Annotated in this window: 8 protein-coding genes and 1 pseudogene; 2 read left to right on the top strand and 7 right to left on the bottom strand. The window is 71.3% G+C overall.

From position 1 onward, the window contains the following. Window positions 1-8 precede the first annotated feature (8 nt). The 5 genes and pseudogenes from OG883_RS13075 to OG883_RS13095 all read right to left on the bottom strand — a co-directional run bounded on the left by OG883_RS13075 (window position 9) and on the right by OG883_RS13095 (window position 7,027). Window positions 9-720 (bottom strand): annotated as a pseudogene (locus OG883_RS13075) (NDP-sugar synthase). A gap of 79 nt (window positions 721-799) precedes the next feature. Then, the gene (locus tag OG883_RS13080) at window positions 800-1,801 is read right to left on the bottom strand and encodes an SDR family NAD(P)-dependent oxidoreductase (protein WP_266539428.1); all 1,002 of its coding nucleotides are present in this window, start codon (window positions 1,799-1,801) and stop codon (window positions 800-802) included. A 62-nt stretch (window positions 1,802-1,863) separates the two neighbouring features. Continuing rightward, window positions 1,864-3,228, bottom strand: coding sequence for a hypothetical protein (locus tag OG883_RS13085; RefSeq protein WP_266539431.1), 1,365 nt, complete (start codon window positions 3,226-3,228; stop codon window positions 1,864-1,866). Then, the gene (gene pelF, locus OG883_RS13090; protein ID WP_266539434.1) at window positions 3,225-4,730 is read right to left on the bottom strand and encodes a GT4 family glycosyltransferase PelF; all 1,506 of its coding nucleotides are present in this window, start codon (window positions 4,728-4,730) and stop codon (window positions 3,225-3,227) included. Before pelF ends, OG883_RS13085 begins: the two co-directional genes overlap by 4 nt. A gap of 155 nt (window positions 4,731-4,885) precedes the next feature. Further along, window positions 4,886-7,027, bottom strand: coding sequence for a hypothetical protein (locus OG883_RS13095; protein ID WP_266539435.1), 2,142 nt, complete (start codon window positions 7,025-7,027; stop codon window positions 4,886-4,888). 608 nt (window positions 7,028-7,635) lie between these two features. Here OG883_RS13095 and OG883_RS13100 point away from each other — a divergent pair. After that, complete coding sequence (locus OG883_RS13100; protein ID WP_266539438.1) at window positions 7,636-9,090, top strand: SDR family NAD(P)-dependent oxidoreductase; 1,455 nt, start codon at window positions 7,636-7,638, stop codon at window positions 9,088-9,090. A gap of 651 nt (window positions 9,091-9,741) precedes the next feature. Then, window positions 9,742-9,915, top strand: a complete 174-nt coding sequence (locus OG883_RS13105; RefSeq protein WP_266539441.1) for a hypothetical protein — start codon at window positions 9,742-9,744, stop codon at window positions 9,913-9,915. A gap of 52 nt (window positions 9,916-9,967) precedes the next feature. Here OG883_RS13105 and OG883_RS13110 read toward each other — a convergent pair whose 3' ends face one another. After that, window positions 9,968-10,900, bottom strand: a complete 933-nt coding sequence (locus OG883_RS13110; protein WP_266539443.1) for a helix-turn-helix domain-containing protein — start codon at window positions 10,898-10,900, stop codon at window positions 9,968-9,970. Window positions 10,901-11,098: 198 nt separating this feature from the next. Beyond that, window positions 11,099-12,580: a carotenoid oxygenase family protein gene (locus OG883_RS13115; protein ID WP_266539445.1), complete on the bottom strand. Its 1,482-nt coding sequence runs from the start codon at window positions 12,578-12,580 to the stop codon at window positions 11,099-11,101. Between the last annotated feature and the right edge of the window lie 159 nt (window positions 12,581-12,739).

Consider the following 12,739-nt stretch of genomic DNA (forward strand, 5'->3'; position numbering starts at 1 on the left):
GGAACGTGTCACGCTCCCTTGAGGAGGAGGCCGCGGTGGGTGGTGAATTCCGCGTTCGCCCGGTCGTAGTCGTCGGGCCGGCCGATGTCGAGCCAGTAGCCGTCGAATTCGTAGGCGTGCGGCGGGTTCTCCGCCTTGAGCAGGTCCAGTACGAGTTCGTCGAAGCCGAGCGGCAGGCCGGGCGTGTAGCCGGCGAGCGTGTCCCGGGTCAGTCCGCACACCCATGGAGACGCGGTAGTCCATGCTCGGCTTCTCGGCGAAGCCGACGACCCTGCCCGACTCGGTGGTGAGCACCCCGAAGTCGATGGCGACCTTGCGGGCGTAGGTGGCGACGGTCAGCGAGGCGCCGGACGCGCGGTGCTGGGTGATGACGTCCCCGTAGTCGAGATCGGTGAGGATGTCGCCGTTCATGACCAGGAAGCTGTCGGGCAGCCGGTCCATCATGGTGAGCAGCGGGCCCATGGTGCCCAGGGGGCTGTCCTCGGTGGAGTAGCCGACGCGCAGGCCCCACTGGGAGCCGTTGCCGACGTAGGCGCGGATGATGTGCCCGAGGTGGCCTATGGCGATGGTGCAACTGGTGAAGCCGGCGGAGGCGAGCTGGCGCAGCACGATCTCGAGGATCGCGTGCTGGTCGCCGATGGGCACCAGCGGCTTGGGCAAGGCGGTCGTGTACGGCCGCAGCCGGACGCCCTTGCCTCCGGCGAGGATTACTGCGTGCATCGAGACTCCCCTGTGAGTGTCGTTCGGATGTCACTTGCGGACACGGTCGGTTGAGTGCGCGGCGGCGCCCGGTCGCGGGTCAGATGTTGTAGATGCCGGTCTTGTAGCGGGCCAGGTTGGCCGGGTCGCGGAAGAAGTCGATGGTGTGCCCGAGCCCCCGCTCGAGAGCGTGCTCGGGCTGCCAGCCGGTGGCCGCGCGCAGCCGGGTCGCGTCGGCGACCAGCCGCATCACCTCGGATGCCGCCGGCCGGATCCGCTGCTCGTCCTCGCGCACATCGAGGTCGGTGTCCATCAACTTGCCGATGAGCCGGGTAAGTTCTCCCACCGAGATCTCACCGCCGGTCCCGGCGTTGAAGGTCCGGCCGACGACCGCCTCGGCGGGCGCGGTGCCCACGGCGAGGAAGGCGCGTGCGGTGTCCTTCACGTACAGGAAGTCGCGGGTGGGCCGCAGGTCCCCGAGGGTGATGACCCGCTCTCCCGCCGCGACCTGGCCGATGACCGTCGGGATGACGGCCCGCATCGACTGGCGGGGCCCGAAGGTGTTGAACGGGCGCAGAGTGACGACAGGAGTGGCGAAGCTGGCGTGGTAGCTGTCGGCCAGCCGGTCCCCGCCCGCCTTGGAAGCCGCGTACGGAGACTGGGTGTTGATGGGGTGGTCCTCGGTGATCGGCACGGTCTGCGCGGTGCCGTACGTCTCGCTGGTGGAGGTGTGCACCATGCGCGGTGTCCCCAGCCTGCGCACGGCCTCCAGGACATTGAGGGTGCCCGTGACATTGGTGTCCACGTAGCTGTGCGGGGCCTGGTAGGAGTACGGGATCGCGATCAGCGCGGCGAGGTGGTAGACGGCCTCGGCGCCCTCCACGAGCTGATGTACGGAGCCGGGGTCGCGGACGTCGCCGAGGACGATCTCGACCTGGTCGAGGATGTCGGGAGAGAGCGTCTCCAGCCACCCGTAGGAGGAGAAGGAGTTGTACTGGGCCATGGCGCGGACCCGGTGGCCGGAGGCGACGAGGGTCTCGGTCAGATGCGATCCGATGAAACCTTCGGCTCCGGTGACGGCGACAAGCGCGTTCGATGTCACGAAAGGTGCTCCTGTTGTCGATGGACTGTTGTCGATGGGCAGGTGCGGTGCAGGCGGTGATGTCAGCGGTGCGCGGTGGGCCGGCCGAGGAACCGGCAGGCCACGACGGCCAGAGCGGCCGCCGCTGCGGTACGGCAGATCAGCTGTACGGGGCCGGCCGGCAGCCCGGCGGCGAGTGCCCCCGCCTCGAGAGCCGCGGCGGCGAGGCAGACGGCGGCCGGCGGCCAGGCCACCGAGAACGCCTGGAGCAGCAGCGCCGTCCAGAGCACAGCTCCCAGAGCCAGCAGGGCCGGCGGCCCGGTCCCCGCGACGAGAGCGCCGAGCGCGAGCAGCGCCAGATACGCGCCGAGGCAGACTGCCAGCGCCCGGCCGGCGCGCAGGGTGAAGCCGCGTGCGCTGGTACTGGCCCGCAGGGCGCCCAGCGCCAGCGAGCGATAGCGGTACAGCAGCCATTCGGCGAAGCCCATGCTGAGCGTGAGGACGACGATCGAGCGCGGGTCGTCCGCCCCGGCCAGGGCTGCCAGCACGCCCGCGGCCAGGCCGAACAGCCCGTACGGAAGGGAGAGCAGGAGCCCGGGAGAGGTATCCGGTCCGGGCGTGGGCGAGGACCGCAGGGCGGCGCGTACCGCGTGCCCGGCGGCGAGCACGGAGAGCGCCACCGTCACGAGCAGCAGCCCCAGGGCCAGCGGTGGCGGGGGCCGCCACACCACAACGGCCGCCGCACCCGCGGTGACGGGCAACAGGGTGACCAGCAGGGCGCGTTCGCGGCCCAGGACGAGCAGGACGCTCGCCGCGGCAAGATAGCAGGACTGCCCGGCGGCGAACGCCGCGCCCGTACCGGGCCCGGAGACGAGCAGCCCCGTGGCGGCGGCCCCCAGCGCACCGGCCGGCGCGCCGATGCGCAGGGTGCGTCCGGCCGCCGCCTGCCCGCCGGCCGCGAGCCGCAGATACGCGCGGTGACTGAGTCCCTGGTTCCACGCCCACGCCACGAGGGCGGAGGCGATGAGCCCGGTGACGTCGGCCGCCCCGTGCCACAGTCCGGCGCCCAGGACATACGCCAGTCCCGGCAGGGCGAAGACCAGTCCGCGCAGCGCACAGCGCAGATGGTCGGGGCGCCAGGGATCGGGTGCGGGCGGCGGCTCCGGGTAGTGGCGGGGCACACGTTCGTAGAGATCCTCGGCCAGCGTGAAGAGGTCATGACGCGCGTAGCGGTCGGTGATCTGCTCTCCCGTCAGGCCGTCCGACTCCAGCAGGGCCGCCACCTCGTAGGGATGGACGGCGGCGGCAACCGGTTCGACCAGACGCTCGGCGAGCTCGTCGATCGGGTCCTCCGCCCAGCTGGGCCGGGCACGGGTCCGGGAGCGCGGTCTCGGAAGTGCCGGCAGGGAGTCGCCCTCGCCCGGCAGCAGCCGCAGCGGGCCGCTCATGCGAGGACCCCCGCCGTCCGCCCGGCCGGGGACGAGGCCCAGGTCCCGGACGCCGGTCCGGCCGTACCCAGGGCGAGTTCGAGATAGATGGACCGGAAGGTGTCGACGGTCTGCCGCAGCGTGAACTGCTCGATCACCCGCAGCCGCGCCGCCTCGCCCATCGCGGCCCGGCGCTGCGGATCGCGCAACAGCTCCAGCGCCGCGCCCGCCATCGCCTCCGGCTCCCGTGGCGGCACGACCAGGCCGCTGTCGCCGACGGCCTCGCGCACCCCGCCCACGTCCGTGGAGACGGTGGCACGCCCGCACGACATCGCCTCTATCAGGGTGAAGGGGAAACCCTCGCTGATGCTGGAGAGCATCACGACGTTGCCGGCCGCGTACGCGTCCCGGATGTCCTCCACGCGCCCCTCGAAGGTGACGGCGTCCGCGTGCCCGAGCTCGGCGGCGAGCGCCTCGCAGCGCTCGCGGTAGGCCTCGCCGCCGCGCGGAGTGCCGCCGAAGAGCCGTAGCCGCGCCTCGGGTATCTCCTTGCGCACCAGCGCGAAGGCCCGGATCAGGGTCTCCAGGTCCTTGATCGGGTCGACGCGGCCGGCCCAGCTGAGGGTGGGCGCCTGCGGCTCGGGTCCCGCGGGCGGGAAGGCCGCCGGGTCGACGCCGTTGTAGACGGTGCGGATCAGCCGCGGGTCGGCCCCGCCGCGCTCCTCCCACAGCCGGTTGTAGCGGTTGCCGGGGGTGACCAGGGCGGCCACGCGGTACGTCTCCTCGGCGAGCAGCCGGAAGAAGCCGAGCAACAGTGCCTTGACCGGCCAGCGGTAGGGGCTGGAGCGGTAGCCCAGATACCGCTCGCGCAGATAGACGCCGTGCTCGGTGAGCAGGAGCGGTACGCCGTGCAGCTGCCTGCCCGCCAGGCCGGGCAGGCAGGCTATGCCGCCGCTGACCGCGTGTGCCACGCCGCGCTCCGGTGGCGCCGCCGTAAGCGGCCGCAGCGCGTGTTCCAGCAGGTCGGTGGCGGTGAGCGCGTCGTGCAGGGTGGGCCGGGCCGCGTACACCGGCAGGTCGTGCCGGTTCCAGACGCCGACCAGGGTGCGCACGGCGCGGTCGGTGCGCAGCGCGGGCGCGAGTACGCCGTCGCGGGCCCACCGGGCCAGTTCGTACAGCGCGGGCCCGAAGTGCTCCTCGGCGGCCGGGTCCAGGAGCGCGGTCAGGAACCGCTCGTACGTCGCCATCAGCTGCCGCAGCCGCCGTCCGCGCGGCGCGGGCCCGGCCGGGTCGGGGCCCCACATGGGGACGGTGACGGGCGGGGAGACATGGGCGGGCAGCTCCCAGGCGAGGGACTCCCGTCCGGTGCCGGTCACCGCGATGACCCTGAAGTCGACATCGGGCATACCGTCGACGAGTTGGTCGCACCACACGCTCACGCCGCCGTGGCTGTGCGGATAGGTGCCCTCGGTGAGGAGGGTGACCAAGGGCGCGCCGGATCGCGGCGCGCGGAATGACTCCATGTGGAACTGCTCCCCTGGGTGCGAGAAAGGGAAGGGGGCGCCTCGCCCGTCGGGCGGTGCGCGTCGGATGCGCGGTGGGGCGAGGCGGTACGCCCGGACGGGCGCCCGGCCCGGTACGGGCACGTGGTGCCGTACCGGGCGGGACCTCGGTGCCGTCAGCCCGTGACGCCGTAAGGAACGCGCTTGCGCGCACCCGTCGGCACCGTCAGCCGTGGTGTGACCGGCGAGAGGGGAGCGGCCTGGGCGGTGCGCCCGGCAGCGGGGGCCGATGCGGCGGGCAGGGCCAGGGTCACGCGGTCCTGGAGCAGTCCCGGCGTGACCCAGCCCGACGCCGATCCTGCATACGCGGTGCCGAAGCCCGCGGTGCCCAGGAGGAGGTTCTGGCGGGTGCCGGCCGGCATGGTGGCGGTGACCCGGACGCCGCTGGGAGCCTGCACGGTGACGGCGTCGCCGATGCGGTACGCGGTCACCCGGCCCGCCTTGACCGCGGTGTTCCAGGCTGCCCGGTCACGCAGCTCCGCCCCGATGTCGCGCTGGCGCAGGTTCACGAGCGGAGTGTTGTCCGCGTACAGCGCCCGGTAGTCGTCGATGATGCGGTTCAGGACCGGGTAGGCGATACGGTCCTCGGCGAGGTTCGACTGGTGGATGAAGTGCGGCCGCGGGTCGTTGGCGAGGGCATGACCGAGGCCGATACGGGCCTCCAGCGGCACCACGTAGTCGGTGTATCCGGTGACCGTGTCCAGCGGCTCCGCGAGGCAGGTGGAGTTGGCGGCGGTCTCACAGATGCCGCTGCCGCCGTCGGCCGCCCGGGTGTAGATCCAGTTGTACTCGTCGATCTGCTCGGTGGTGCGGCCCGCGTTGTAGAAGACGTTCATCGGGAAACGGGGCACGGTGAGGGCGGGGCCCACCCGACGCTGGGCGCGGTCGCGGGAGTTGTCGGAGCCGAGCCAGCCGACGGAGTTGTCGGTGAGCGCGGGGCCGAGGTGGGGGTTGTCGTCGGGCTGCTGCGGCAGGATCCTGAGCCCGGAGTGCTCGCCGGTGACCAACTCGTCGTTCTGCAGCGGAAGTCCGGCGCGCTGCGCCCAGGCGCGGTTCTCCCCGATCTGGGCGGATATCTCGGCCCGGGTCACGTACTTCGTGGAGCCGTCGGTGTTCTTGGCGCACGTCCACGGCACGGCGCTGACGTCCTGGACGCAGCCGAGGAAGGGGTGGTTGTAGGTGTGGTTCACCCATCGGTAGGAGTTCTTGTCGGCGGTGAGCTGCTGCGCGAGCGCGTCGTTGCCGCCGTTCTCCTCCTTGAACAGCTCGCTGCCGCCGCCGTTGAAGACCATGTCGAGGGTGAAGCCCTTGTCCGTGGACCACTGGGCCGCGTGCTGTGCGTCCGCGGCCGTCATCCGGATCGGGTCGGGCTCGCCCTGACCCGGAGTGCAGTCCACGTCGCCCGGGGTGCAGTTGAGCACGGTGTCCCAGCGGTCGTCGGCACCGAAGACGTCGTCGACATGTACGGCGAAGTAGTTGCGGGCCGCGCCGATCCGGACGCCCTGGGTCATCCAGTTCACGATGCCGCGGGCGAGCAGCCGGAACTGCTGCTGGTGCTGGTTGTAGACGAAGGTGACGACGAGCTCGCGGCGGCCGTCGTGCCGGTACTCGCCGACGATCGAACCGCGCTCCTGCGAGCCGGGCAGCGGTGCGTCCACGTAGCTGGTGAAGTCGGCGCCCGCGGCGGGTCTGGCGACGTAGGCGTAACTCTCCCCCACGGTGGGGGAGTTGTCCTCGAAGGGGACGGGCCCGTCGAGGTAACCGAAGGGGCCGGCCTTGCCCGCCGCCGTCACCGCAGCCTGCGCGCCGTCCAGCGATCCGCTGTAGCCGCCGTTGACCGGGTAGTCGAGGCCGACCTCAGGGCGGGCGTAGGTGTACGCGTCGACCTGCGGGATCGCAAAGCGCTGCTCGTACGAGGCGAGAGCCGCCAGCTCCGCGGAGTGCATACCGGCGGGGCTGTCGCTGGGCAGCACCACGGCCTGGAACTTGGCGCGCGGGCGCCCGTCCACGGTGTCGGCGAGGAACGTGGCATCGATCACCGGCCGGTCGGCCCGGGAGATGTCGACCACGGTGTACGGCGTTCCCGCTCCCTCGAGTTCCGCGGCGATGGCCGCGACGGCCGGGCCGCCGTCGTCCACCACCAGCACCTTCAGATCGATCCGTGGCGCCGGGGCCACGGCGCCGGCGGCAGGCGCGGCGAGCGCCAGCAGTAGTGCTCCGGCGGTGGACAAGGCAGCCGTACGGACAGTGCGCCTCATGTGTGTTGGTTCCTCCCCGGAAGGGCATGCCGGACCGAAGTCCGGCATGCCCTTTCCCCCCCTGCGGTGGTGGCCCCCCTGTTGGCGACGCCCCGCGTGTCCCGCTGTCGGATCACATAGTGGGGCGCGCTTTGGTCAAACTGTGTGGGCATTGTGAAACCTGGCGTAAAACGGATGCAAGGCATGTGTTCGGGTGATCGCCGGACCGGTATCTTCGGTGCCCCCTCGGGGCGCCCTTTCGCCACTCCCGCGGGGCCGGGAAGCCAGGTAATTGAAGGCGAAAGCGGTTGCCGGGGAGGGCGAGTGGCGTCAGAGGTCTATACCAATATGGCGGCGACTGGGCCACTCGTTGAAATTCGGCCAATGCGCCGGCGTCCGGCTGTCGTGTCCGGAGATCGCCGCCCGGTCGGCCGGGTGAATTGAGTGGCTTCTCCTGGCTCGGCACCATCACGTGGGGCCGCCCCGCGCCACCGATGGGGCCGCCCCGCATCATCCCGACTCCTCGCCGCAGCGGTCCAAGATCGCGGCATTTTGTCGACACCTCAACACTCAGTAAGATTGCGCTTTTGAAACTACTGCGTACGAGTGATCGAGGAACGGCAAAGACGATGACGGTGACAGATGACAGCCCGGTGTTCGGCCCGGGCATCGAGCCGGAGCGTCTGGCCGTCTGCCTCGGCGTGCTCGAGGAGCTCGACAAGCTGGACGTCGACCACCCCGACGCGATCACGGTACGCCGGGCCACCGCCGGCATCTACCGGACGGTGAAGCAGCGCCGCCGCCAGGAGCGCCGCGCCGCCAAGACCGCCCATGACAAGTCCGTCACCGAGGCGACCGCCACCGGCTCCGCCGAACGGATCGACGACGAGACCCAGGGTGTACTGCCGTCCTCCTCCGTCACCGGAGAGATCGCGGGCATACTTCAGCGCCCCCGGTCCTGCTACATCTGCAAGACCCGGTACGTCGAGGTCGACGCCTTCTACCACCAGCTGTGCCAGAAGTGCGCCGCCGAGAACCGTGCCCGCCGAGATGCCCGCACCGACCTCACCGGCAAGCGCGCCCTCCTCACCGGCGGCCGCGCCAAGATCGGCATGTACATTGCGCTGCGGCTGCTGCGCGACGGTGCCCACACCACCATCACCACCCGATTCCCCGGCGACGCGATCCGCCGCTTCAAGGCGATGCCGGACAGTGACGAGTGGATCCACCGCCTCAAGATCGTCGGAATCGACCTGCGTGACCCGGCACAGGTCGTCGCGCTCGCCGACTCGGTGGCCGCCGACGGCCCGCTGGACATCCTGATCAACAACGCCGCGCAGACGGTACGCCGCTCCCCGCAGGCGTACAGCGAACTGCTTGCCGCCGAGTCCGCGCCGCTGCCCGCGGGCGAGCTGCCCAGCTCCCATGTGATCGGCGCGTTCGGCAGCGGTGCCCAGGCCGCGCTGCCCGTCGGCCGCCCCGACGCGCTCTCCGCCCAGGACGTCACCGACCTGGCGCTGGTCACCGGATCCACCTCGCTCGCCCGGATCGAGGCGGGCACCGCCATCGACGCCGGTGGCCTGGTCCCCGATCTGCACGACACCAACAGCTGGGTCCAGACGGTCTCCGAGGTCGAGCCGGTCGAGCTCCTCGAGGTCCAGCTCTGCAACTCCACCGCGCCGTTCATCCTGATCAGCCGGCTCCGCCCGGCGATGTCGGCCGGCGCCGGCAAGCGCACCTACGTGGTGAACGTCTCCGCCATGGAGGGCGTCTTCGGCCGCGGCTACAAGGGCGCCGGCCACCCGCACACCAACATGGCCAAGGCCGCGCTGAACATGCTCACCCGCACCAGCGCCCAGGAGATGTTCGAGAACGACGGCATCCTGATGACCGCCGTCGACACCGGCTGGATCACCGACGAGCGCCCGCACCCCGACAAGATGCGCCTCGCCGAAGAGGGCTTCCATGCCCCGCTCGACCTGATCGACGGCGCCGCCCGCGTCTACGACCCGATCGTGCGCGGCGAGGACGGCGAGGACCTCTACGGCTGCTTCCTCAAGGACTACGCTCCGGCGAACTGGTAGCCCCCCGTCACCCATTCGGCCGAGCGGCAGACCCTCGGTGAACCACTGTTCGGTGCCCCGTCCGACGGAGTGTGACATCCCGGTGCGTACGCGCCCCGGTGCGCCCGCGTTCACCCGTACGGCCGGGGCCGGTTCACCGGCGAACTGCCGCGTGGGTGGCTGCCCGCGCCGCGGCGGGTGCGCTGTCCCCGAGCCGTACGCGCCGGGCGTCCCTGTCCGCCCCAACGTGCTTCGGCAGCCGCGTGGTTGACCGGAAAGTCGAGCCGCTCCCGCTCCCGTACCGCCGGAGCGTCCGGCGTGGAGCGGAGCTCCGGCGATGGCGAGCCCGAGGCCGTGGGCGGATCCTGTGAGCCAGAGCCGCCCTGCCGTCGAGGGATTTCTGTGCACGCCCGGACCGCATCGGCGCACGATGCCACGAAGGCCCGCGCTCTGACAGACCGTTGGCCGGAATTGAGCCGATGTGCAGGCCCCATCGAGCGGGGGCGCGCTCATTTGGTTAATGTGGGGCGAACGGACGCCACCAAGGGATCCACAAACGCCCCTTGGCCGTCCTGGGACAAGTCTGCAACCAGGCTGCGGTCCCGCCCGAGTGACGGCGCCACCGCGACCGAGCTGCCCCTGTCCCAGTTACGCGACACAGAGGAGTGCGCGGTGACAACTGAAGCGACGAAGCACGAACAGCGACCGCCGGAAAGTGGCGGCGAACGGGCCGGCCGGCCCAATGAACTCCCCAACCTGGAAGTCTGGGCCCGTTCGGCCCCGATCCGGCTGGCCGGGTACGAGGAAGACCTCGCCGAGCCGCACATCCTGCCCGGCATCGACTGAGCGGGTCGCTTCGCCCCGTACCCCCTGCCGCCGAGGCAGGGGGTACCGGTGGTCAAGGAGCCGCCCGTACCCCCGTGCTGATCACCACATCGCGCTCCACCAGTCGCTCCCCGCACACACCGCAGACCAGTCGCGGTCTGAACTCCCGTCCGCAGGGGCGGTGTACGGACACCAGCGCGGGTCCCTCCGGTGCCGCGTACCAGCGCTGCCCCCAGTCGATGAGCGTCATCACGACCGGGAAGAACGCCCGGCCCTTGGCGGTGAGCCGGTAGGTGGTTCCCGTCGCCCGGAGAACTCCCCGTGCGCAGAAGGTCTTCAGCCGGTCCGCGATCACCGTGGGCGGTGCGCCCAGGCGTTGCTGGAACTCCCCGAACCGCTGGTCGCCCAGGAAGGCCGAGCCGAGCAGCGCGACCGACCAGCGGTTGCCGATCAGCGCCGTCGTCTCGGGGAACAGCCCGGCCGCGCCGCCGTCCCCCGAGATGCTCCGCCGGCGGGTCGCCCCCGCGGGGACGGACCGGCCGGCGTCGCCGCTCGGCCCGAGGGCGGAGCGTACATCGCGCGGCTCGGTCTGCCCGCCGCAGGCGTCGCAGACCAGGACCGGCTCGCTGTGCCGGCCGCAGGAGTGGTGCCCCGTCCACGGCAGCTCCTCGCGCTGCCCGGCGACCCAGCGGAACTCCCAGCCCCAGACGGTGACGAGCACCGGCCACAGCGCACGGCCGCGGGGGGTGAGCCGGTACTCGTACCGCACCGGCCGCTCCTGGTACGCGGCACGGGTCAGCAGCCCCTGCTCCGTCATCCTGGCGAGCCGTCCGGTGAGCACGGCGTCCGAGATGGGTAGCTGCTCGCGCCAGTCCTGGTAGCGGCGAACACCCTGATGGGCGTAGCGCAGGATGAGCAGCGTCCACTCGTCGCCCAGCAGCCCGAAGGTGACCGCGATCGCGTTCTGCCCACCGGCCGGCAGCGGCGTCGGCGTCTCGTCGGTCACGGTATCCCCCAGGGGGTGTCTTTGGGATCGGGCTGGTTGAGCGGGGTCCGGTGATAGGGGCGCCTCCCGTGCACGAAGGGCCGCGGAGGATGGGGCCGCCGAACGCAGGGGGAGAGTCCACGCGGAGCGTAGCGATCGACGGCAACACAGCGAGGTGCCGTGCCAGGGCACGGCACCTCCAAGATCCCCAGGACACCCCTAGATGTCCATGGGCCCTTCGTACCAGCCGGGGAGGGCGGAGCCGGGAGCCCAGGTGGAGTGGGTGCCGCTGGAGATCCGTTCGGGCAGCCGCACCCGTGCGAGGGGACCGTCGCCCAGTCGTGCCGCGTCGAAGACCAGGCACTCGGAGCGATCGGCGTTCATGTCGGTCGTCAGCGTAACGAGGTAGCCGTCGTCCTCCCCGGCGGAGCCGGTGCGCGGTGCCATGGCAGTCTCGCTGCCGAAGACCCCGTCCCCGTACACGTACCGCTCCTCGCTCCCGGTGCGCAGATCGTGCTTGACGATGCCGTCCATCAGGAACCAGCCGGGCTGCTGGGTGGCTGCGTACGCATAGCGGTACGCCCGCCCGCCACGGTCCGGGTTGATCATGCCGAACTCGGTGAAGCGCTCGCTCAGCCGCTCCTCCTTCACCTGTCCCGTACGGAGATCGAGCCGCCAGCGGTGCAGTCGCGTCTGCAGCCGCTCCACCGCCAGAAAGCGGAACATCCGCTGGTACACGCCGTCGCCGCGCGGGTCCTCGGGCTCGGGGCAGCCCTGGTGGAAACCGTCGAGGACGATCTCGTCACCGTCCTCGTAGGCGTTCGTGAAGTGCAGGGCGTAGGTGGGCTCCGCCTCGAACCAGCGCACCTCGGTGCCGAGCCGCGGTACGACGCCGAAGCGGCTCGGCAGGCCGGGGTGGAACCGGGAGGCGTACTTGCCGAGCGTGATCAGCTCCGGGTCCCAGAAGAGCGGGAAGTCGTTGAGGATCGCGTAGTTCTGGGTGTACGCCATGTCGTGGGGCAGGCGAGGTCCCGGCAGGGGGACATCGGTGAGGTGCTTGAGGCGGTTGTCCGGACCCACGACCCCGTAGCGGAGATACGGCGCGTCGGTCGCGTACGAGAAGAACAGCAGCTCGCCCGTCGATTCGTCGACCTTGGTGTGCGCGGAGACACCCCAGTCCGGTGCCCACGGCGACTTGCCGACCGTCTCCAGGGTGAGCGGGTCCAGGCGGTAGAGGTCGCCGCACTGCCAGAAGCTGGACAGCGCCTGCCCGGCGTGGACGACGATGTCCGTGCTGGAGGCGTCCTTCATCCGGGTGCGCGCGCCCCAGCCGTCCTCACGCAGGGCGAGAGAGGGGCGTTCGGCGATGCCCGCCCACAGACTCTGCCCCGCCTCCTGCTCGGCCCGGAAACCGTCGGTGCGCACAAAGCGGTTGCGGTAGAAGGCCTTTCCGTCCCGGAAGCCGACGACATGGACCATGCCGTCGCCGTCGAAGGGGTGGTACAGCCTGAGCGCCGGGTGGACCGGGTTCTCGGTGTTGCGGAGATAGACGCCGTCGAGATCGGCGGGGATCTCGCCGGTCACCTCGAGGTCGTCGGCCCGCCACTCGGTGGTCTGCGGACGCCACGGGCCGCTGCGGTACGGATGGTCGTCGTCCGCCGGGAGCGTCGACAGTGCGCGCGAGACGATCTCAACGTCCATGGGTGTGGTCTCCCCTTCCACGACGAGGCCGACCGCGGTGGCGGCCTGCGTCGAGCAGCATCCGTACGCGGCGGCGGCAGTGAGCAGCCACTCCCCGGGCGGCCGGTCCTGTCAGTGCCCCGGCGACACCGAGCGCTTCACGCCACGAAACTACAATAA

The sequence above is a fragment of the Streptomyces sp. NBC_01142 genome, from assembly GCF_026341125.1.
In the GTDB taxonomy this organism is placed as follows: domain Bacteria; phylum Actinomycetota; class Actinomycetes; order Streptomycetales; family Streptomycetaceae; genus Streptomyces.

Coding starts and splice junctions, on each gene's coding strand:
- OG883_RS13115 (WP_266539445.1), bottom strand. CDS start 12,580: ATGGACGTTGAGATCGTCTCGCGCGCACTGTCGACGCTCCCGGCGGAC.
- OG883_RS13100 (WP_266539438.1), top strand. CDS start 7,636: ATGACGGTGACAGATGACAGCCCGGTGTTCGGCCCGGGCATCGAGCCG.
- OG883_RS13095 (WP_266539435.1), bottom strand. CDS start 7,027: ATGAGGCGCACTGTCCGTACGGCTGCCTTGTCCACCGCCGGAGCACTA.
- OG883_RS13085 (WP_266539431.1), bottom strand. CDS start 3,228: ATGAGCGGCCCGCTGCGGCTGCTGCCGGGCGAGGGCGACTCCCTGCCG.
- pelF (WP_266539434.1), bottom strand. CDS start 4,730: ATGGAGTCATTCCGCGCGCCGCGATCCGGCGCGCCCTTGGTCACCCTC.